Source organism: Archaeoglobus profundus DSM 5631, assembly GCF_000025285.1.
GTDB lineage: Archaea > Halobacteriota > Archaeoglobi > Archaeoglobales > Archaeoglobaceae > Archaeoglobus_B > Archaeoglobus_B profundus.
In genome coordinates, this window is record NC_013741.1 from 998,103 (window position 1) to 1,018,917 (window position 20,815).

The 20,815-nt window shown below is 39.9% G+C and carries 23 protein-coding genes and 3 pseudogenes; 16 read left to right on the forward strand and 10 right to left on the reverse strand.

Annotated elements, in window-relative coordinates; genetic code table 11:
• Window positions 1–144 precede the first annotated feature (144 nt).
• Window positions 145–432 carry a UPF0175 family protein gene (locus ARCPR_RS05900; protein ID WP_012940566.1) on the reverse strand — a complete coding sequence of 96 codons (288 nt, stop codon included), beginning with the start codon at window positions 430–432 and terminating at the stop codon, window positions 145–147.
• 46 nt (window positions 433–478) lie between these two features.
• Window positions 479–1,186, reverse strand: coding sequence for a recombinase family protein (locus ARCPR_RS09380; protein WP_012940567.1), 708 nt, complete (start codon window positions 1,184–1,186; stop codon window positions 479–481).
• Window positions 1,187–1,391: 205 nt separating this feature from the next.
• Between ARCPR_RS09380 and ARCPR_RS05910 the strand changes: the two genes are divergently transcribed.
• The 3 genes from ARCPR_RS05910 to ARCPR_RS05920 all read left to right on the forward strand — a co-directional run bounded on the left by ARCPR_RS05910 (window position 1,392) and on the right by ARCPR_RS05920 (window position 3,889).
• A complete protein-coding gene (locus ARCPR_RS05910) occupies window positions 1,392–1,691 on the forward strand; it encodes a UPF0175 family protein (protein WP_012940568.1) in 300 nt (99 codons plus the stop codon).
• Window positions 1,688–2,191 (forward strand): DUF3368 domain-containing protein, encoded by a 504-nt coding sequence (locus tag ARCPR_RS05915; RefSeq protein WP_148208688.1) that lies wholly within the window; start codon window positions 1,688–1,690, stop codon window positions 2,189–2,191. The genes ARCPR_RS05910 and ARCPR_RS05915 overlap by 4 nt, the downstream gene beginning before the upstream one ends.
• Window positions 2,192–2,344: 153 nt before the next feature.
• Window positions 2,345–3,889 carry an amidohydrolase gene (locus ARCPR_RS05920; protein WP_012940570.1) on the forward strand — a complete coding sequence of 515 codons (1,545 nt, stop codon included), beginning with the start codon at window positions 2,345–2,347 and terminating at the stop codon, window positions 3,887–3,889.
• Window positions 3,890–4,243: 354 nt separating this feature from the next.
• On the opposite strand, the gene ARCPR_RS09385 is transcribed toward ARCPR_RS05920, so the two are convergent.
• Complete coding sequence (locus ARCPR_RS09385; protein ID WP_052294193.1) at window positions 4,244–4,864, reverse strand: HAD family hydrolase; 621 nt, start codon at window positions 4,862–4,864, stop codon at window positions 4,244–4,246.
• A gap of 200 nt (window positions 4,865–5,064) precedes the next feature.
• Here ARCPR_RS09385 and ARCPR_RS05930 point away from each other — a divergent pair, with 200 nt between their 5' ends.
• Complete coding sequence (locus tag ARCPR_RS05930) at window positions 5,065–6,159, forward strand: AAA family ATPase (protein WP_012940572.1); 1,095 nt, start codon at window positions 5,065–5,067, stop codon at window positions 6,157–6,159.
• A gap of 54 nt (window positions 6,160–6,213) precedes the next feature.
• Window positions 6,214–6,951, forward strand: a complete 738-nt coding sequence (locus ARCPR_RS05935) for a radical SAM protein (protein ID WP_012940573.1) — start codon at window positions 6,214–6,216, stop codon at window positions 6,949–6,951.
• On the opposite strand, the gene ARCPR_RS05940 is transcribed toward ARCPR_RS05935, so the two are convergent.
• Window positions 6,948–7,259, reverse strand: coding sequence for a hypothetical protein (locus tag ARCPR_RS05940; RefSeq protein WP_012940574.1), 312 nt, complete (start codon window positions 7,257–7,259; stop codon window positions 6,948–6,950). The two genes, ARCPR_RS05935 and ARCPR_RS05940, sit on opposite strands and share 4 nt — an antisense overlap.
• Window positions 7,260–7,333: 74 nt before the next feature.
• Here ARCPR_RS05940 and ARCPR_RS09785 point away from each other — a divergent pair, with 74 nt between their 5' ends.
• Both ARCPR_RS09785 and ARCPR_RS05945 read left to right on the forward strand, forming a co-directional pair.
• Complete coding sequence (locus ARCPR_RS09785; protein WP_187286406.1) at window positions 7,334–7,447, forward strand: DUF5371 family protein; 114 nt, start codon at window positions 7,334–7,336, stop codon at window positions 7,445–7,447.
• Between the two features lie 49 nt (window positions 7,448–7,496).
• Window positions 7,497–8,075, forward strand: coding sequence for a DUF1028 domain-containing protein (locus tag ARCPR_RS05945; protein ID WP_012940575.1), 579 nt, complete (start codon window positions 7,497–7,499; stop codon window positions 8,073–8,075).
• 91 nt (window positions 8,076–8,166) lie between these two features.
• Here ARCPR_RS05945 and ARCPR_RS05950 read toward each other — a convergent pair whose 3' ends face one another.
• Window positions 8,167–8,805, reverse strand: a complete 639-nt coding sequence (locus tag ARCPR_RS05950) for a DUF7504 family protein (protein ID WP_280959701.1) — start codon at window positions 8,803–8,805, stop codon at window positions 8,167–8,169.
• Between the two features lie 142 nt (window positions 8,806–8,947).
• Between ARCPR_RS05950 and ARCPR_RS05955 the strand changes: the two genes are divergently transcribed.
• Both ARCPR_RS05955 and ARCPR_RS10190 read left to right on the forward strand, forming a co-directional pair.
• A complete protein-coding gene (locus ARCPR_RS05955) occupies window positions 8,948–9,253 on the forward strand; it encodes a winged helix-turn-helix transcriptional regulator (protein ID WP_012940577.1) in 306 nt (101 codons plus the stop codon).
• Between the two features lie 234 nt (window positions 9,254–9,487).
• Window positions 9,488–9,697 carry a hypothetical protein gene (locus tag ARCPR_RS10190; RefSeq protein ID WP_245526125.1) on the forward strand — a complete coding sequence of 70 codons (210 nt, stop codon included), beginning with the start codon at window positions 9,488–9,490 and terminating at the stop codon, window positions 9,695–9,697.
• A 65-nt stretch (window positions 9,698–9,762) separates the two neighbouring features.
• On the opposite strand, the gene ARCPR_RS05960 is transcribed toward ARCPR_RS10190, so the two are convergent.
• Entirely contained in the window at window positions 9,763–10,110 is a 348-nt protein-coding gene (locus ARCPR_RS05960) for a hypothetical protein (RefSeq protein WP_012940578.1), read from the reverse strand.
• Window positions 10,107–10,403: a hypothetical protein gene (locus ARCPR_RS05965; protein ID WP_012940579.1), complete on the reverse strand. Its 297-nt coding sequence runs from the start codon at window positions 10,401–10,403 to the stop codon at window positions 10,107–10,109. The genes ARCPR_RS05960 and ARCPR_RS05965 overlap by 4 nt, the downstream gene beginning before the upstream one ends.
• A 631-nt stretch (window positions 10,404–11,034) precedes the next feature.
• On the opposite strand from ARCPR_RS05965, the gene ARCPR_RS05970 reads away from it, so the two are divergent.
• Window positions 11,035–12,096 (forward strand): AAA family ATPase, encoded by a 1,062-nt coding sequence (locus ARCPR_RS05970; protein ID WP_012940581.1) that lies wholly within the window; start codon window positions 11,035–11,037, stop codon window positions 12,094–12,096.
• 355 nt (window positions 12,097–12,451) lie between these two features.
• Here ARCPR_RS05970 and ARCPR_RS05975 read toward each other — a convergent pair whose 3' ends face one another.
• From ARCPR_RS05975 to ARCPR_RS05985, 3 genes are read right to left on the reverse strand one after another with little or no spacing between them, the layout of a single operon-like run.
• The gene (locus ARCPR_RS05975; RefSeq protein WP_012940582.1) at window positions 12,452–14,257 is read right to left on the reverse strand and encodes an STT3 domain-containing protein; all 1,806 of its coding nucleotides are present in this window, start codon (window positions 14,255–14,257) and stop codon (window positions 12,452–12,454) included.
• A 38-nt stretch (window positions 14,258–14,295) separates the two neighbouring features.
• A complete protein-coding gene (locus ARCPR_RS05980; protein ID WP_012940583.1) occupies window positions 14,296–15,402 on the reverse strand; it encodes a glycosyltransferase family 2 protein in 1,107 nt (368 codons plus the stop codon).
• On the reverse strand, window positions 15,368–16,498 hold the full coding sequence (locus tag ARCPR_RS05985) for a glycosyltransferase family 4 protein (RefSeq protein ID WP_012940584.1): 1,131 nt from the start codon (window positions 16,496–16,498) through the stop codon (window positions 15,368–15,370). Before ARCPR_RS05985 ends, ARCPR_RS05980 begins: the two co-directional genes overlap by 35 nt.
• A gap of 61 nt (window positions 16,499–16,559) precedes the next feature.
• Between ARCPR_RS05985 and ARCPR_RS05990 the strand changes: the two genes are divergently transcribed.
• The 6 genes and pseudogenes from ARCPR_RS05990 (at window position 16,560) to ARCPR_RS06010 (ending at window position 20,814) form a co-directional block, all read left to right on the forward strand.
• A complete protein-coding gene (locus tag ARCPR_RS05990; protein ID WP_012940585.1) occupies window positions 16,560–17,615 on the forward strand; it encodes a glucose-1-phosphate thymidylyltransferase in 1,056 nt (351 codons plus the stop codon).
• Between the two features lie 4 nt (window positions 17,616–17,619).
• Window positions 17,620–18,003, forward strand: a pseudogene (locus tag ARCPR_RS10195) (GDP-mannose 4,6-dehydratase); the annotation flags it as partial.
• Window positions 17,992–19,488 (forward strand): annotated as a pseudogene (locus ARCPR_RS10200) (LAGLIDADG family homing endonuclease); the annotation flags it as partial. The pseudogenes ARCPR_RS10195 and ARCPR_RS10200, both read left to right, overlap by 12 nt.
• Window positions 19,489–20,133, forward strand: a pseudogene (locus ARCPR_RS10205) (dTDP-glucose 4,6-dehydratase); the annotation flags it as partial.
• A 32-nt stretch (window positions 20,134–20,165) separates the two neighbouring features.
• Window positions 20,166–20,411, forward strand: a complete 246-nt coding sequence (locus ARCPR_RS06005) for an AbrB/MazE/SpoVT family DNA-binding domain-containing protein (RefSeq protein ID WP_012940587.1) — start codon at window positions 20,166–20,168, stop codon at window positions 20,409–20,411.
• Window positions 20,398–20,814 (forward strand): type II toxin-antitoxin system VapC family toxin, encoded by a 417-nt coding sequence (locus ARCPR_RS06010; RefSeq protein WP_012940588.1) that lies wholly within the window; start codon window positions 20,398–20,400, stop codon window positions 20,812–20,814. The genes ARCPR_RS06005 and ARCPR_RS06010 overlap by 14 nt, the downstream gene beginning before the upstream one ends.
• Window position 20,815: the final 1 nt, after the last annotated feature.

Genomic DNA, 20,815 nt, shown 5'->3' on the forward strand with positions numbered 1-20,815 from the left:
GCATCTGGAAAACCTTTATCCGTACCCTTATAACAACCTCATCATAGACGGATTTAGGTATTAGAACGGTCTGAAACAGTTCTTTTAGCAGGTACAGCTTTCCAACCTTTGCAAGGTATATAAGCGGTGAAGCGTTCGAAACTATCAGGATAGATCTTCCTCTAAGTCTCTAATACCGTATTGAATTTCGATGCCCCTTTCTCTTAAAATCTCAATGAATTTCCACAAGCTTAGTCCGGCTATTTTAGCAGCTTTCCACATCGAAACCTTTCTTTCCCTATACGCCTTTAAAGCATTCTCTACGAGTTTATTTCTTAGCTCAATCTTCAGAAGTTCCCTAATAACTTCAGATTTTTCTATCCCTTCCTTTTTTGCTATTTCATCTATCTTCTTAAGCATGTCTTCTGGAACTCTTAGCGTCACAACCTTCATGTATTTCACTATAATACTTTGTAATACATTAGCATTTCTGGGATGTTCATTTACCACTCATAATCTTCCAGAATACCTGATAGCTTGTTGGAGCGTGAGGATACTTCTCGTAGAGCTTTTTGAATATTGTCTCGTAATCTTTTAGTATTTCCGCTATTTGATGCTTTTTGAACCGTTTATCATACCAGTACTTGGATACGATGGCTACGAATTGGGTTTTTGCCCTTTCCAAGTCTTCTTTGGTCAATTCGCTTATATCTTTGTTGAAAAGGATAGATGCGAAGTAATGTAAGATGGAAGGTCTGTGGTAGAGGCGACCTTCGTTTTTAACTCTCATTATACCGTATTTTGTTCTCATTGAGATCTGAGCTCTCTCATAGCTGGCGAACCACGATTTGATAAAGTCCCAGAGATCTTTTAAGAAGGGATCTTCGATTTGGGGTTCTCTGGCAAAGTCTATGAATACGTCTTTTGACAGTTCTTTGAGGAGGTTTAACGCTTCTAGTGGGCTTTTGGCACGATAAAACCTCGTAAGATCGTACATGATTATGACTTTAATATTGTTCCTTTTGCAGAAGTTCAGCATTTCTCTAAAAATGGGTCTTTCTAGGGGTGACACGCTACCGCTAATATTTTCTTCAAATATTTTTATTATTTTATACCCTTTGTTTTTAGCGTATTGCTCAAGAACTTGTAGTTGTCCTTGTGGGTTTTGTTCGTCTGTGCTGACTCTGATGTAGGCTACTGCGTCCATGTTAAGAAAGGGTTTAAAGATTATAAAAACGTTTCTTATGTAACTGTAAATTAATGTTTTTATTAATGTATGCTGGTGACAGTAATTTAATGTTTTAGTGCCCCCTAAATTAAGAGTCAATTATTAGTTGAATCATAAGTTAACATAACGTTCTCCGATTACCGTTAAAGAAACGCTTAAGTAAACGAGAATTGAATTTGTAAACATGAGTGTAATCTCCGTTAGACCCACTCCCGACTTAGAGAGAAAGATTAAGAAGCTAATAGAATTTGAGAAAGCCGATAAATCATCGATAGTCAGAAGAGCTTTAGAGAAAGGGCTCAACGAAGAGCTCAAGAGATTAGCCTTAAACCTATACATTGAGAGGAAAGTCTCGCTGGCGAAAGCGGCTGAGATTGCTGAAATATCGATAAGAGACATGATCGAACTAATCAAGGAAAGGGGAATATCGCTTAACATAACCGTTGAAGACTTGAGGAAGGATTTTGAGGAGGCGATGAAGTGATCTGGATATTCAACTCGATGCCATTAATTTACTTGAGCAAGGTAAGCTTAAGCTGGGTATTCGAAGAGCTTAAGGGTGAGAAACTAATCCCGGAAACGGTATACCATGAAGTAGTCGTTAAGGGTAAGGAGAAGGGAGAGGTTGATGCTTTCATAGTTGATGAGCTGATAGGTAAGGGAGTTTTCAAGGTCGTTAAAGTTGAACCGGTAGATTGGCTAAAAGAGGTTAAAGAATTACATAGAGGTGAGATAGAGGTTTTATCTTTGGCAAAAGAAACTAATGGGATTGCAATAACCGATGACAGTATAGCGAGAGAGGTTGGAGAGCTTTTAGGCGTGAAAGTTTACGGGACGCTCTACCTGATATTTCTCATGCTGAAAGAAGGTGAGATCGATAAGAGAACTACCATAGACAAAGTCAATCAGATGATCAAAAAGGGGTTTAGGCTGAGTGCGGAGGTCTACTCTGAGTTCTTAAAGCTGATAAACAGTATTAATTAAATCCAAGCCCCTTAATACCTTGCTAACCTCTTTAAAACCCTAAACCTTAAATCTTGACACATTTAACTCTTTATATTCCGAAATTTAAATCCTATAGAACTGATCAACAGAGCATCTCAAAGTTTCTAATAGAGCTCTTGGGGGTGATAAGATATTACAAAAAACGTAGCATTTGTAAATGGAAAGATCTACAAGTCATTTAAACCGAAAGAAGTAATTTCAGCCATAGTTGTAGTTAATGGAAGAGTTGTTTACGCTGGAAGTGATGAGAGGGCTCTGAAAATTGCAGAGTCTCTTGATGCAGAGGTTGTAGATTTAAAAGGTAGGGTAGTATTGCCGGGCTTCATCGATTCGCACATACATCTCGACGAGCTTGGAATCTACTTGAATTCACTCGATTTAAGAGGTGTTAGAAGTATAGATGAGCTTAGGAGAAGGCTTAAGGAACACGCAGAAAAGACTGAGTCTGAGTGGATCGTTGGATACGGATGGGATCAAGAGTTGTTAAAACGATATCCAACGAGATGGGATCTGGATGAAGTTGTTGATGATAGACCCGTTTTGCTTTCAAGGTTCTGTCTTCACGCTGGAGTTTTGAATACTAAGGCTATGGAGATTTGCAATCTTTTAGATTCAGAGTCTCCTTACGTTATGAGAAACGAAAGAGGGGCTATAGGGGTTGTCGTAGAAGATGCCTATACAACTGCAGTAAATAAGTTTAGGGAGAGCCTGAAGCCTGAAGATTACGAGAAGTTTATCGAATCTGCCATGAGACACGTTCTATCACATGGTGTTACGGCTGTAGGCTTTGTAATCTGTAGTGGAAAGTCGTTTAAGGCTTTGGAGAGGTTAAGGGCTAAAAGAAAGCTAAAATTGAGAGTGTTTGTTTACTTTAAAGACCCTGAAATCACCGAGTTTGGAGTCAGCAGGGGATTTGGAGAAGAATTTCTGAAGATTAACGGTGTTAAAATCATAGCAGATGGATCTTTAGGTGCGAGGACTGCGTGGCTTTCAGAACGGTATGAAGACGAAGATACGTGCGGTTTTCCGATTATAAGCAAAGACAAACTTGAAAAAATAGCTAAAAACGTTCACGAAGCGAACCTCCAGCTGGCAATTCATGGAATTGGAGATAGAACAATAGATATGATTCTCGATGTGTATCAAGAGCACAACGCTAAGATTGCAAGGCATAGGATTGAACACGCTTCAGTATTGAGGGATGATCAGGTTGAAAGGATTGCCAAACTTGGCATTGTTGTATCGGCACAACCACACTTTATCATGAGCGACTGGTGGGTCGTAAGGAGGGTCGGTCGAAAGAGGGCTAAATGGGTCTATCGCCTCAAAAGCTTGATTGAAAAAGGAATAGTTGTAGGATTTGGAACCGATGCTCCTGTGGAGCCGGTTAATCCTTGGGAAACTATCTATTCAGCCGTGACTCGTGGCAAATGTGAAGGACTAGAACTCTATAAATTAACTAAAAACGAGAGTCTTACGGTCGAGGATGCTCTCTACTGCTACACCTACGGCTCAGCCTACCTGCTGTTCGAAGAACAAAACCTCGGGACGCTTGAAGTAAGCAAATTTGCCGATTTCGTCGTAGTTGACAGAGACCCGTTTGAAGTTAACGAACGAGATTTAATAAATATAAGGGTGCTGGAAACATACATTGGAGGTAATAGAGTTTACCCATAGCCTTTCCGTGATATCATAAGGAAAAATGTGAAAAGGATATTGAAACTGGAAGAGATATAAAAATCTCAATAATTTATTTATATTAATAATTTATATAGTATTATCTCCTTTACTGAGAGTTGTGATTAGAGGATTACTGAGTATGGTGATGGTAACAGCCATGTGGTATAACAATATCTCCCAGTCTTAACCTTCAACCTTTTTGCCCTATTACCTTAAATTAAACTGGATTGCTACTCAGAGCCACGTCATAGAATCTCTCTAAATTTTTCAAGTCTGAGCACTCGTAACTACTTCCCACTACTATGATTCAACTAATAGTTGAATTATATGCTTAACAAGGGTAAACTTACGCTAAGAAGAGCGAAGATCCAATGAGGACAGGATTTTCAGCACGTCATCTGCCTTATCGGCTGGTAGAAACATGATTCCAGCGTTGACGGCACACAAACGATCGTATTCAGTATCTCCGATTAGAACTCCTCGTGAAACGCCAAGTTTTTTGAGTGTGAGGAGAACTGGTTCTGGATTGGGCTTACCATGCTTCACATCGTCTCCCGTGATTACAACGTCAAAGTACGATCTCCATTTGAAATGATTTAAGATATTCTCTGTAAACTGTCTATTTGACGATGTAATCAGCGCTGTTGGACACACACTGGAAACGATTGGTAGTAATCGTGAAGGTGGAAGTGGCTTTATTAGATCAACTCGTGAGAGAACAATCCTCCTACGAATATTCTTTAACCTCTCAATCTCAACTTCCCGCATAGCTGGGAATATTTCTTTAATTATATCCACGAAGCGTTTTCCTATCCTTTGCCTAAACGCTTTCGCGTGTTCTTCATTGGCATTGTATCCCATCTCTCTTAGAGCTTCGATAAATGCGTATACGTGCAAGTCTGTAGTATCTATGAGCGTTCCGTCCAAATCCCATAAAACTGCAAAGTTTACACTCATACGACTATATTTCACTACTTAACTTACTTGCTTACCTCGAATAAAAGCTTTGATTCATGGATAAAGTAAGTGAAATGAATACGAAAACGATAGAATCAGCTCTGGCTTAGTTAATAAAGTTTAAGCTACTGTGTGAAGTATTAGAATTAGGAATCTGTATTACATCGAAAGATATAAGGAATATTACATTTCAAAGTGTTATAGGTGATTGTGTAATGAAGAATCCGTTCGTCTACGGTAAAATCGTAGGCAAGGACTGCTTTGCTAATAGACGAAAAGAACTGGAACTTGTAAAGAACGCTGTTTTGAGTGGACAAAACATCATAGTATACTCCCCACGAAGATACGGAAAGAGTTCACTCGTATACAATGCAATTCAGGAATTAGACGTTGTATCCGTCTGGATAGACTGCTACGGTCTAATTTCAAAGAGAGAATTAGCTGAGAAAATAGCTACAGAAGTGGTTAAAAAGTGGAAAACCAAGAGGATCGTGGAATCTATAAGGGAGATTTTTAAGAGGGTTAGACCCAAGATAAGGTTGGGAGAGGAAATAGAGGTAGAGTTTTCATTTGAGGAAGAAGATAAAGCGTTTGAGGAATCGTTGGAATTACCACAAAAGCTGGCAAAACGCTCGAAAAAAAGAGTAGCAGTTGTTTTTGATGAATTTCAAGAGGTTGTTCAATTGGGCAATGACGTTCTACCTAAAATGAGATCCACATTTCAAAAGCACGCTGATGTTTGCTATATTTTCGTCGGTAGTAAGAGGAGTATGATGGAGAAGATTTTTCGCTCAGCCTTAAGTCCCTTCTACAACTTTGGAATGCATGTAGTGCTTAACAAAATTCCTAGAGAAGAATTTAAAGAGTTTATAAAAGAAAAGTTCGAGAAGAGCGGTATTAAAATTGATAGTGAAGCTGTGGATAGAATTCTTGACGTGACTGATTGTCATCCTTACTACACGCAGATGCTCTGCCACAAGCTCTGGTTCGATGCTTTCGTTAGTGATAAAAAGGTTGATGTTAACGATGTTGTTAGGATTGTGGAAGAAATAATAAACGAGGAAGCAGACGCTTACGTGACAATATGGGATGATCTAACCCTTAGTCAAAGAAAAGTCCTCGTCGCTTTGAGTAAAGGGGAAACTGACCTGTATTCAGCAGAGTTTCTGCAAAAGTACGGTTTCAAAAGAGCGTCAAACGTTCAAGTGGCAATTAAAGGACTACTGAAAAAGGAGATAATTAGTAAGGTTGGAAACAAATACGAAATCTCAGACCCCTTCTTCAAACTGTGGATACTTCGTATGAGTTAGCCTATCACGTAGTTGAAAAGTGTTAAGAGTTATACTTTGATGAGGTAAGAACTTATGTACAAGGGAAAGAAAAATTCAAGATTCCTAAAACTACCGTTTAATCCAGTTGAAAGGGCGAGAGAAGTCGAAAGGATAGTAATGCACAATGGTAAAAGGAAGTACTATCGATTTCGCTACACCCGCTACTACGGTGGAATAGTAACAGCCGATACCGTTGGTTGTGATTTACTTTGTGCTTACTGCTGGAACTACTTCAAAAATCTACATCCCGAAAGGTACGGGGAGTTTTACTCGCCCGAAGAAGTTGCCGAGAGGTTGCTTAAGATTGCGAGGGCTAAGAATTGCTACCTGTTCAGGATAAGCGGTGCTGAACCGATCTTAGGAAAAGACTCAGCTAAACACGTAGCTAGGGTTATAGCTAGCACCAGTGGTGAATTCATCTTGGAAACGAATGGGCTGATGTTCGGATATTCTCCAGAGCTCGTAGACCTCTTCGTGGGCTTGAACGTGGTGGTGAGGGTTACCGTGAAAGGCTGGGACGAGGAAAGCTTTGAGAAGATTACAGGTGCCAAGGGAGAATTCTTCCACTACCAGTTGGAAGCCCTCGAAGTCCTCGCTGAAAAGGGTATTCCATTCTGGGTTGCCGTGATGTACGACGTTTTCGGAGAGGAAGGCGTAGAGACTCTGAGGAATAAGCTACCCGTCCCTTGCAGGGTAGAGTACGAGCACTTGGAAACCTACCCATTCGTCTTGGAGAACCTCAAAAAGAGGGGAATAATCTTGCGGGATTAGTCTGTAAGACGGTCGAACTTTTCGTAATACTTTCTTAAGACTTCGTAGGGTTTCTCGGAGCGGATTATCCTCACGCAAACTCTGCCCCCGTCGAATTCGACCGAGTATTCGATTACGAAGTTCCTCCCGTCGAAGAAGGCGTCCTCGAACTTCACGTTCCTAACTTTCTCGAAGCCCAGATACTCCACGAAATCTCGAACGAGTTCGAAGGGTTTTAGAGGATCCTCTCCGAAAGCGGTCAAAACTTCTTTTTCGGTCAGGTCTACCTTGGAAAGGACGTGCGAAACGTGAACGTAAACTTCGCTCACGTAAGCAATGCAGATTCGACGTTTATAACGCTTTATCCTGAAAAGCTTATGTTTTCGTAGTGCTAAGAGATAGCATGAAGCTGTTGCACATTCAAACCATCCTAAGGGAAGAAGATTTAGAAGCTTTGAAGAAGAAGTCTGGACACCGGACGACGAAGGACGCCCTTTACGAGGCTGTGAATACCTGAAACGAGCAACCAAAAACATTCAATAAATTCCAAGAAACGATTCGTTAAGATGACGTATTCGATAGTTGCGAAAGAAGGAGAAAAATTGGGAGTAGCAGTGGCAACGGGTAGCGTTTACGTAAGGAGTAGGGTACCACACGTAAAGAGGGGAGTTGGAGCCATAGCCACACAAGGCTATACTGAAGTCTCCTATGGTACAGTTGGTCTAAAACTCTTAGAAGAAGGGTACTCGCCAAAAGAGGCGTTAGAGATTCTTTTAAAGAGGGATCCGGGGAGAGAGTACAGGCAGGTGATAATGATAGATGCGAAGGGGAGGAAGTCGGCATTCACAGGTAAGAGAACTCCAGATTTTAAGGGACACATTATAGGAGAAAACTTTGTCGTGGCTGGAAATTTGATAGCCGGTGAGGAAGTTCTCAGAGCAATGGTAGCTGGTTTTAGAAGAGGGAAATCGTTTGAAGAGAGGTTGCTGTTGGCTTTAGATTACGGTAGGGATGCTGGGGGAGATAGGAGAGGGGAGAGATCGTGTGCTTTAATAGTGGAATCCGATGAGGGTAGGTTGGATTTATCGGTTGACGATAGTCCCGATCCAATAGGAGAGCTTAAAATACTGATCAGAAGACTTTAACATTTTCATTTCCAAGACGCTTGCTCTGTTAAGGTTGGTGGTGTGAGGGGATTAATCAACCCAAGTCTCGCATTGGGTTACGCGAGATAGGTTATCGAGACTTTAAAACTCTCATAATGTAATCCATTATGTGGCCCGGTAGGATTATGTCGTCCCTAACGATTTTAACCTCGCCAAAATTCGGCTCAACGTACTCAACAGACTTAACGATCCTAACGAACCTTCTGGTTTCTTTGTTGTCTTTTTTAAGGAGTTCCACGACCGTTGAAAACATCGCGTAAAGGCTCGTTTTGGTTTGAGAGTCGTGTGCGTGCTTAACGAGCGTGAACACGCTTGAAGCCCCTTTCTCTTTTACTTTTACGAGTGCATTCTTTACGAAGTGGACGACCTTCCGAAGGTCGTGATAGAGGAGTAAACCAGTGATAGAATCGAGTATCACGAGTGTTTCGCCTTTTATCTGATCAAGAACTTGGGAGATTTTCATGTTTATTTCGTTTAAGTTAAAGGGGTTACTCACGACCAAGTTCCTTGGATGTGTGCTTACGTTTGTTCCTGCGTATGCATCTATTATCCAAATGTCGTCGTTTTTCAGAATCTTTCTAAGAGTTTTGGCGGTTCTCGTCGTTGTTACCCAAATGACGTTGTCGAATTCTTTCATCAGTTTTAACAGTAGCAAGGTTTTTCCTGCTCCTGGTTCTCCAGAGATCAGCATTTCTCGCACTCGGGACACCTTGCCGTGAGTTTTCGTTAAGAATCACTATTAAATATTTAAACATTTTTCTAAAGGTAAGGTTAATAAAGTTTCGAATTTTCAACTATTTGTTGATTTAATTCAACTAATTATTATATAATTCTAAACAAGTAGTTGGTTAGTGAGCAAGCGGGTTAACGATATAATTAGAACGGTAATTTGCCTTAGCGGTAGTTTGGAAATACTTGAAGCTTTGAAGGAGTCGAAGAAGAGATGGAGTGTTCTCGAGCGCATTGTCGGTGATAAGAAGATCCTAAAAGAGCGACTAGACGCACTTATTAAGTACAGACTGATAGAGATTGAAGTTATTCCTGATACTCCAAAAAGAGGGACGAAATATTACAAACTTACTCCATTTGGTGAGTTGTTACTTGAGAAGATACGTGAGCTCGAGAAAGTCGTCGAAAGTGGGGACTTCGATACTTAGAATATCTTTGACGCATTACTATCCAAATCTCACGATTTAACATCGCTGACGATCGATGAAAGATTAGAAAAACAAAAGGGAAGGAAGCCTAAAAGATCTTCAAGTCTTTACATCTATTATTTTGAAGGAAAAGCGCATTCAGAATACCTTGCGAGAAAGTGCGATAACTTTTGGAGCTACTACATTTCAATTGTATACAATGGCTACAACATAGGATATATTGTATTCGAAGCCTTGAAATTTGGTCTTAGTCTTTTAGACATTATAGTACTAACGATCTCTCGTTGCATTTTTGAAATTCCCGCCAGTATCATAGTAGAAACGGTTGGTTTTAAAATCCCCCTACGAAATCATCAGGTATTTAGCGGGCAAAAAAGAAACAATCCTGACGAAAGAAGACGTAAAAGGATACTTCACGTTAGCATTAATCTCTGTAATTCTTAATAGTAATAGCGGCATTTGTAGAAGCTTACGTAACTCCTAAAGTAGCTGAATACTTCCTGTCAAATTTAGATTAAACCGTTTTCTTTTAACAAGTTAAAGACTTCGTGAAAGAATTCCAAGACGGAAACTTCTCGTTTTCCATTTTTACTGAAGTCGTGTTCATTGGGATTTTCGAACGGATGTTTGTGCCATTCACCGCCAACGCAATCTCGTCCGAACAGTCTCCTATTCCATCCTATGAGAACATAATTCTTCGTTCCGCTCTTTTGGTTGTAATACAGCTGAATGTAAATGTTCTCAGTTATTGGAACTTTTATCTTAACAGCGTTCTTCGTTTTAGCAAGTATTTCGACCTTGAGCGAATAGTAGTCTGTTGCAGACTCTACCTCTTTGATGAAATCGTCTATACTCATAGTAGCTTTTCAAGCTTTTCTATCTTTTCTTTGATTGTTTTTATACCGTCTATTGCAAGTTCCCAATCGCAATAATCGCTCTCAACTTCAAAAGAGTAACCTTTCTCTTTAACTACGTTTTTAGCCTTAAACTCCTCAAAACTCATACCGTACTTTTTTCTCATCATTTCGTCTATCAAGATGTATTCCGAGAGCTTTCTCCTTAATTCGTTTATCAAGGCTTTCACAATTAGCTTATCTATCGGTCTTTCTTCCAGTATTCCCTCTATTTCCTTCAAGATTGTTAAACTCATCGATGATTTTTACGTCAATACGGGTATTAATACTTTCACTAACTCATGAAGAAGATAACGGTAAAAGTTATCAAGGAGCAAGGGTAAGGGTATGCAAGATGTATGTCCACGTGAGTAAGGATGAGTGGTTGTTTAGAGGATTGGCTATTGCTATAGAATTGGCGTTGGAGGGAATGGCTTTTTTGCCGATCACAAGTGCTATCGTTTGATAAGAATTTTACTTGACTAAATCAGGATGAAAAAGAAGAGGTACATTAGGAGTATATTCGAAATAGTCCCTAGTTTTTATTCTCAGTCAATCTCTAACCTCTTTGGGAATTACAAAACGTCGCTAAGAAAGCCTCGCATTTCACAGTAGTTCCGAAAGTGGAATATTTGGCAACCAGATAAAAATTCAGAGAAAATTTCAAAATAAAATAAAAATTCCCAACCCTATTTAGGTTGACCTAATTGCCAACTTTCGGAAATACTGTTTAGTGCAGAGAGGATGTCAAGAATTTATATAGAGATTAAAAAGTTCTTTAGCAACAGTTCAGCAGTAGGTAAGCTTAAGTATCAAAGTCGGAACTGCAATTATGGGAATAGTGATTCCGAGAATGGAGGTTCACGAAATTAAGAAAAGGGATGGGTTTTGTTATACGGCAGGAGGAAGGTCGGCAAGACCTTTCTCGTTAGGAACTTTGTGAAATACACGCATTACTTCTTCGTAGAGAGGGCTGGACCGATTTTGATGGAAACCGATTACGGCTTTAAAACTCTGAGTTACGAGACTTTCAAAACTTTGATTTACGAGTTACTCAAGGATGAAAGAAATGTCATAGTTGTGGACGAATTTCAGAGGTTGCCGGAGGATTTTGTAGACCTACTACACTTTGCCGAAGAAAAGAAAGCTAAACTAATTTTGCTTGGATCGAGCATGAGAGTGTTAAAGAACGTTTTATCAGCGGGGAGTCCCCTCTTAGGCTTAGTAAAACCCGTCAAACTCGACTTGATAAGACCTTCAGACATGCTGAAAGTTTTTAGTAGTGTAGAGGAGCTTGTATTTCTAAGAGATCCTTGGCTGATTCAATTTTATGAAGGGAACGTAAGAGATGCTGTAAAAGCTGGATTTGCGAGCGTTAGAGGTCTCATTGGAGAGATATTCCTCGAAGAGAATAGGGAGCTAACGGAAACTTATGAGGGAATATTGAGAGCTTTGGCAGTGGGATACGTCTTTCCTAAAGATGTCGCTAGTTTTCTCGGTAAAACCTCAAGTGATATTAAGTCTTTCCTAGCAAACCTTTTAGAAATGGGATTGGTAAAGAGGATAAAAGTATTCGGAAAGAAAAAGTGGATTTACAAAATTACATCACCCGTGATAGACCTCTTCTACTATCTCGATACAAAATACGGTATATCGGAGTTGAGTTTAGACAACAAGACTTTTGAACAAGCCTATAAGGAAAAACTACCTAAATATTTCGAGGATTTCGTGAGAACCGCATTAGCTGAGAAATACGGTGGAGAGGAGGAAGTCATGCTTTCTCCAGAGGTAGATGTCGTCGTAACCGTAAGAGGTAAAGTTGTGTGCTGTGCTGAGGTGAAAATAAAGGCGAGAAAGAAGGATTTGGAATTATTAAAGTTAAAGACATCCAATCTAGACTGTGATAAGCTTATCGTGGATGCTAACACAATAACATCTTTACTCAAATAAATGAAATGACCGTGCATCGTGCGTTCACTTTTCCTAAGAGAGGTTTAGAGAACTTTTGAAAAGTGAAAATGAGAATTGATATGCCCTTACTTACTTAAGAACCTGCATTAGGATTCGATCTGAGTGGTTTGATTACTTTCAGCTACTTTTGGGATCATTTTAATGCAACTACGTAGTGAACGACTAGTCTAAATCGTACCAAAGGTTCTATGTTCATTACAATCCCAAAGGCGTTAGTAGAAGAGCTGGGATGGAATTAGGGCGAAAAGTTAGCCGTTGAGTTAAGGAATGACGTTGTAGTAGTGTACAGAGCTGAGAAATGAAGCGAGAACGTTAGAAAATTGAGGCCGTCCAGTTACTGGACAATGAACACCTTAACTTTACCGAAGTCCTTAAGAAGCTTAAAGTGTTCGAGCGATACCGCATTCTCGATATGAAGCTTGTAAAACATCGAATTGTTATATACTTCCAATGTCTTATTCAATCCTAACGAGTCTGGATTCATTCCCGCTATGCGCATAATAGTTTGGAATTTTCCTCCGAAAGTTTCGTTACCCAGTTGCATTTCATCATCGGTAACGATGTATTTAACTCCTCTTTTTTTGACGATTTTTAACGCTTCTTCTTCACTTTGAGCTGTGAAGAACTTAGCTGCATCGATAGCACCAGCTTGGAAGTTGTTGCAGACTACTGGCCTTTTAGCTACGTAAACGATCCAGTTACCGTAGTCCCACCAACTCAGAATGGAATATTCTGGCTTCCCTTTATCGGGCTGTGAGTAATAAGAAGTTTTTTCGGTATTTTTGTTTATCCATATCAACGCATCCTTCCAGCTTTCATTCATATCAAACGGTCTTATTGCTGCAACGAATGACGGTAAAAGAATGAAGCATATAAATCCCAAGGTATATATTTTATAACCCAAAGTAATCTCGTCGTCTCTTTTAGTATCGCGCTTACTCTTTCTCTTACTCTTTCTATTATGCTTCTTCCTTCGATCTTTTAATTCGTCCATAGCTTTGGTTTCCCCATTAAACACGGGATAACCCATCTTGTCAAGGAGTATGCAGAGCGTGTGGGATGCATAAAGAGAGATTGGAACGGACAATACTTCGGTGAATCTTATTTGGAGTATTGCTAAGAACAACGTAGAAATGAATAGAGTTAGAACGAATTTGTTTCTAAATATCAACAAGGATGGCATAGCGAGAAAGAACACGAATAGACCGAGAATAGTTATTATTTCTCTAAACTTGAACGGTTGAGCCTCAACTATCGTTGGGAGATAGATATTTCTACCGAAGAGGTAGTCTATACCACTTCTCACAAACCATAACTCTTTGATTGGCAAGAAATAGAGTATAACCACTAATATTGTACAAGTCAAAACATAATAAATTGTTATATTTTTCTTGTTATCTTCGAATTTCTTGACGAAGTATCCCACTACGAGAAATGCCGTTATCATCAAAAAAGCCAAGCCCAAGAATGGTTTAAGAATGAAGGAAACAGAGGCTACGCCAATGCAAATTGCAGTGATAAGGATTTTTTTGTCGTTGAAGTGTATTAGTGCAGCAAGGGCGATTAAAGCTGCGTATATCGGCGCACCGACCCACGAAAAGGCCAGTAATGTTATAAAAACTCCTGATAATAAAGACAACCAGTCGTCTCTGAGTAGAAAGTAGATAGAGCACAAGAGCAGAAAGACGTTCCAGATGTGGTGATCGCAAAATCCCAAAACGCTAACGTAAACAACTGCTGGCGTAACGGCGAAGATCAAAGCGGAAAGGGTGGCAAAGTACTCGTTATTTAAAAGCCTTCTAGATATGAGATACACCAGTAGAGTCGATAAAACGCCTAAAACGACTGGAAAAACCATTGCAAAGATTTCTGTAGATCTGAATCCGAAGAGCATCCCCGGAAGGGCTAAAGTGTAATCGAAAAGAGGTAACCATCCAATCTTTAATCCGTACGGATAGTTCAGGTAGTAGTCGAAATCTGGTCTGTATCCCGACTTAACTATGACTTCAGCCAATCTTAAGTGATAATACGGGTCGTAACCAGCTGGGAGGATAACGGAAGAAAAAACTTTATCGAAGTTTTGAAATCTTACGAGGAAAGATACTGCGAGCACAATTGGTAGGTATATATTTTTTCTCATGGATGTGGAGATCGATTAAATTAATAAAAGCATTTCGATCATTCGTATGAAGTTCTAAGCCTTAGACTGCTTATGAAGAGCGAATTGAGGATGATTTGGATACCTATTGTCATCAGCAAAAACGATAGAATCGCCATGTTCAACTGGTTTAACTGACCAAAACCGCTCTCATACCAAACCTTAAATACGTAATATCCTACGGCAAAACCAATTGAAAGTAAAATTAAACCCACCAATATCCCTTCTTCGAGCACGGAATAACGTGAAAAGAACTTAGTTATTCTGTCTTCTTTGGTTAATCCAATTTCGACGCTGTATATTTTACTTACCACTCCGAAAAAGAACGTTTGCAGTCCGAGAACGGTTAAAAGTGATCCCAAAACGAGTGAATGCGTTCTTATTGGGTCTAATAGCAGAACGTACGTTATTAATATAATGCCAGCTGTTAGTAAAGCTAAGCTTGGAATTACGAAGAGAGCAGTTGGTGAATACAACAGCATAAATCTGAGATGTCTCCACCCATCCCTAAACGACCTAAGCTTACTCTTACCTTTTCGTGGATAGTACGTTATTGGAACCTCCACAATTCTCAGACCTTTTCTAACAGCTTCGATTATCATTTCTGACGCAAACTCCATTCCGGGACATTTTAGGCTGAGCTTTAAAAGAGCTTCACGTTTTATAGCCCTCATTCCGCTATGGGCATCCGTGATCTTAGTTTTGAAGAGTGCGTTCATGATCTTCGTTAAGAGGGGATTACCTATGTATCTATGGTGCCAGGGCATGGCTTTTGGCATTATTTTACCTTTAAATCTGCTACCTATGACGAAATCGGCGTCACCTCTTATGAGTGGTTCTAAAAGCTTTGGAATTTCGCAAGGATCATAACTACCATCTGCATCCAACATAACAATGTAATCACCTTTCGCCACTTTAAATCCCTCAATGTATGCATTTCCGTATCCTTTAACGTTTCTAACGACTTTGGCGCCCATAGATTCGGCTATTTCTGGCGTTCTGTCATTCGAATCGTCGACGACTATTATTTCGTATTCGAAATTGTCAAGTATCTTTTTACATCTATCTATGAGATCACGTATATTTCCCTCTTCATCCTTCGTCGGGAGAATAACACTTACCCTCATACAAATCTACGATTAGCTTCACAATTCTGTTCCAGTCGTATTGTCTTGCACACTCTACGCATCTCCTTTTTATACGTTTCCTCTTCTCGATTGCGATTGTTATCTTTTCAGCTAAGTCTTTAGCGTTTAGATCACATAGTATTCCGCATCCCCTTCTAACTAACTCAGTTACAGCATTTCTCCGATGTCTTACAGTTACGACTGGTAATCCACATGCGTTAGCCTCTAAGGCAGTTACACCGAACCCTTCCCTCGTAGATGGTAAAACGAAAACCTTAGAAGATTTCATCAAAGATATTAAGGTGTCGTATTCTAAAAAGTTGAGAAAACGGACGTTTTTGTCTAAATCCAATTCGAGTGCGAGCTTACAGAGTCTGTCTTTTTCAGGACCATCACCAATGATCAGACAGGTTAAATCACGTATTTCGTCCTTGAGAATTCTTACCGCTTCGAGTAACAGATTGACGTTTTTGTCTCTGATTAACCTCCCAGCAAATATTATGTCGGATTCCAGAGATGCTGGTTCGATTTGCCTTATTTTTTCGAAGTCTATACCGTTCGGTATGAGTTTAGCGTTGTTAACTCCGATTAGAATTAGGTCTCGTAGCGTTCTTTCGGAAACCGCTATGACATCACACTTAATTCTTGCAGTTAAGTTTTCGACGACTTTACCGAAGAAACCTTTAAGTCCCAAATATTCGTACCAGTAATCCTGCCAAACCTCGTGCCATGTTAGTATCAACCTTCTTTGCCTAATCAACGTGTAAAGATTCGACGAAAACGTCGGAAAATACGGAAAAACTTGGCAATCTATCACATCTAAATCGTATTTAAACAACTTGGTCAGTAAATTTAGAGCGAAGACTACAGCTTCCTTAATGCTCCTTCTTCTGCCAACGTAAAGTCTTTGTGGTTTGCAGACGGGATGGAGCTTAATACCGTCTAAATCGTGCTCTTTATTTCCCCACCAACCGATTCCAAACCAGTGAACATCGTAACCCTTACTCACCAATCTCCTGCCGATTTCGTATATTCTCCTCTCTACACCTCCTTTTATCCACGGATACACAGCATCATATACGTAAGCTATTTTCATCACTACTGGTATAGTAATTCACGTAAGACTTAAATAAATAGATTATTAGTCCAGATTTCGTATGAAAGCACTGATACTATCTGGCGGACATGGAACAAGACTAAGACCGCTCACCTATTCTCAGCAGAAGCAGTTAATTCCAGTCGCTAACAAGCCCGTGCTTTTTTATGCAATTGAAGACGTAATTGAAGCCGGGATAAAGGATATAGGTATAATTGTTGGCCCAAATAGGGATCAGGTTATCGAGACCGTTAAGTCTGTCGACTGGGATGCAAACATCGAATTCATATATCAGGGTGATCCATTAGGATTGGCTCATGCAATACTTGTCGCTGAAGAGTTTTTGGACGATGAAGAGTTTGTAATGTATTTAGGTGACAACATTCTCAAGGATGGTATTGTTGAACACGCTCGAAGATTTAAGGAGTTAAATCCAGATTCTCTCATACTGCTCACAGAAGTTGACGAACCACAACGTTTTGGTGTCGCTGAATTAGATGAGAACGGTAAGGTTAAGAGGTTGATAGAAAAGCCAAAAGTTCCACCTTCGAACTATGCGTTAGTGGGAATATACTTCTTTAAGCCCATAATAATCGAAGCTTGTAAGAATATTAAACCTTCATGGCGTAACGAGCTTGAGATTACGGATGCAATTCAATGGCTGATTGATAAAGGTTATAGAGTTGAAGCATCGATAGTTAAGGGATGGTGGAAAGACACTGGAAAGCCGGAGGACATTCTTGAGGCTAATAGGTTGGTTTTAGATGAGATCGAGTCGGAGATTAAAGGAAGCTTAGACAACTCTAAAGTTATCGGGAGAGTTGTAATTAAAGAAGGGAGTATCATCAAGAACTCAACAGTTAAAGGGCCATGCATCATTGGAAAGAATTGCGAGGTAGTTGACTCTTACATAGGACCTTACACGTCCGTTGGTAACAACTGTAAGGTTATTGGAACGGAAATAGAGGACAGCGTGATAATGGAGGGTAGCAAAATAATAAACGCTGGGAGGATAATAGAGAGCTTGATCGGTAGGGGTGTAACGATTCAGAAGGGAGATTCAAAACCGACGGGACAGAGGTTTGTAGTCGGAGACAACTCTAACATAGTGTTGTGATAACATGAGGGTGCTCGTTACAGGTGGCTTGGGCTTTATAGGGAGCAACTTCATCAGATATCTCCTCGATAAGTATTCGGATGTCGAAGTTGTTAACGTGGATGCAATGAAATACGGATCCAATCCGAACAATTTAAAGGATGTTGAAGGCGATGAGAGATACACTTTCGTTAAAGGAGATATATCGGATTACGAGTTGATTTCTAAGCTTGTGAAGGATGTTGATGCAATAGTTAATCTCGCTGCCGAATCGCACGTGGATAGAAGCATTTCCAATCCGTATTCCTTCCTGCAGAGCAACGTTATAGGGGTTTTTACGATATTGGAAGCTGTGAGAAAGAATAATCCAGAAGCTAAGCTCATTCAGGTCAGTAGTGTGACGGGAGATACACCAGTACTATTAAGAGATAAAAAGACAGGAGACATTTTCCTAACAAGAATAGACTTCTTGAATGAGAGTAATTACCATCAATACGAGGCTCTAACGATTAACGAAGATCTTAAGGTAGAATTTATGCCCATTTCTGGAATTGTTAGTCATCCAGCCAATGAGATTTATGAAATTGAGTATGAGGGTGGAGGGAAAATTAAAACCACAGGATCTCATTCCGTTTTCGTATTTGACAGAAACGGAGTAAGGGAGAAATACGTGTCAGAATTGAGAGAGGGAGAATATCTAGTAACGTTACTGGCTTTCAGTAGAAATGGATTTGAATCAGAACATGTCTTAAGGATTAGAGACTATATAGATCCTAGTGAGTTTGAGAGAAACCGAAGAGTTAAGAAGAGTGTTGAAGCAAGAAAGAAAGTACTTGAAATCCTGAAAAATGGTCCAAGAGGCTTAAAGGAGCTCACACGAATTTCTGGCATAAGTTACGAAGCTTTAAAAGATATGATTGAGCAGGGGATGATAACAAAAAAAGGTAGGAAATACAGTATTACCAAAAAAGGCTTAGAAGAATTGAAAAACGGCATGGAGGAGACGAAGTATCGGATATATAGGAGGATTCTAAACTTGCCAAGTGATTTAGAGGAGATCAAAATTTCTCCCGAATTAATGTGGCTTTTCGGCTTATATTTGGCAGAGGGCCATGCATCTCATACGGAAAAAGAGATGAAAAAAGGGTTAAAAAAGGTTGTAATAACAACAAAAGATCTGAAGGCACTGCAGAAGGCAAAGGAAATTCTTGAGAGGTATTTCAGATATAGAAAAGCACAAATCAGGCGTAAAGATAAACTTGGCACTTATCAGCTGGAATTTGGAGGCAAAATCCTACATGCAATATTTTCGGAGTGGGGCGCAAACTCAAGGGACAAGCGCATTCCTAACTGGGTATGGAAATTACCTAAAGAATACATCTTCAAACTGCTCGAAGGATACGAAGGCGATGCACATATTAGAGGTGACAATTCTAGAGTGTTTACATCAGCGAATGAGTCGCTAATTACGAGCTTACTCTGGTTGTGTAGGCTAAAAGGGATTAACGCTAGATACGTGAGAAGAATTTGCAAGAATATGAAGGGTGAATTTCAGAGAAGGGGAGAATATGATCTAGTAATGCATGACTTGGTCATATCTTCTGAAAATTATGAGAGTAAAATCGTAAGAACCCCACATTCAAAATGCATTCCTCTGGAATTAGTGATAGATCTTTTGCCGAGATACGTGGTTAGTAAGTACAGAAACAAGAGAAATATGTTGATTGGTAAGGAAAAGGCCAAGAAGTTGATTGGAAGAAGGTATAGTAGATACGTGACTTCGGACATAGGCGTCGCAAAGGTTCGTAAAATTAGGAGGATAAAGACGAATACTATGGTGTACGACATCGTTATCGATCGCAACCACAAGTTCTTTGGCGGAAATGTCCCCATCTTACTCCACAACACAGACGAAGTATACGGAGATATTATAAAAGGCTCTTTTAAAGAAGAGGATAGATTAAAGCCTTCCTCGCCCTATTCGGCAAGTAAGGCTGCTGCCGACATGTTTGTTCTAGCTTGGGTTAGAACTTACGGCTTACATGCCATGATCACAAGATGCACGAACAACTACGGTCCATATCAGTTCCCTGAAAAACTGATCCCTAAGACAATCATCAGAGCATCGATGAATCTGAAGGTACCAATTTACGGAACTGGAAAGAACGTCAGAGATTGGATCTACGTCTTAGATCACTGCGAAGCGGTAGATTTGGTAATGCGAGAGGGAGAGAAGGGAGAAGTATACAACATTTCGAGCGGTGAGGAGAAAACGAATCTTGAAGTCGTGAGAACTATTCTAGATCTGATGGGTAAGGATGAAAGCCTAATAGAGTTCGTTGAGGATAGACCGGGACACGATTTGAGATATAGTCTGGATTCCTCGAAGATTAGAGAAGAGTTGGGTTGGAAACCAAAGCACAGCTTCAAAGAAGGGATAAGGAAAACTGTGAAGTGGTATATTGAAAATGAATGGTGGTGGAGGCCTTTAGCTGATGAGAGAACTCTACACCCAACACCTTGGAAGCTTAGGTGGTAATTGTTAAATAGTCCCATTGCTGAATTTTTGCCATGGCATCTGATATGGAAGTAATTAAGGAACTGGATAGACAGGGTAGATTGGTGTTGCCGAAGGAGTGGAGGGAAAAGTATGCAAAGGACGGAAGGATAGTTCTGAGAGTTGAGGGGGATAAGATCACTATAAGGCCGTATAAACTGGTAGATCTTACCAAATTCTTCGACAAGATTGAAGTTGATTTGAAATCGGATCTATCCGATTGGAAATCCGTAAGGAGGGAGTTGCTTGAGGTTCGTTGATGCGAGCGTATTCGTTCACGCCTTCATAAAACCGAAAAGAAAGTTGAAACCTCACGAGGTAAAGATAAAGGAGTCGGCCAAGGAGATTGTTAAGAGGATAAACGAAGGTGAGGAGGTTGGCATTACGGTCGTTCAAATTGCTGAGATAGCAAATCTGCTTGAGAGCTATCTACCGCTGAATGAAGCTCTGAAGATTGAGGAATTCCTGCTTGTTGCTGGAAATGTTAAGGTGTTCGACGTTACAAAGAAGGATTGCCTGAACGCTTTGAAGATTGCAAAAAAGAAGAATGTGGGATTAAGTGATGCTATAGCTTACGTTATCATGATGAAGAAGGGTGTGAAGGAGATATATTCGTTTGATAAGGATTTTGACAACTTAAACGTTAAAAGAATCACGGAGTGAT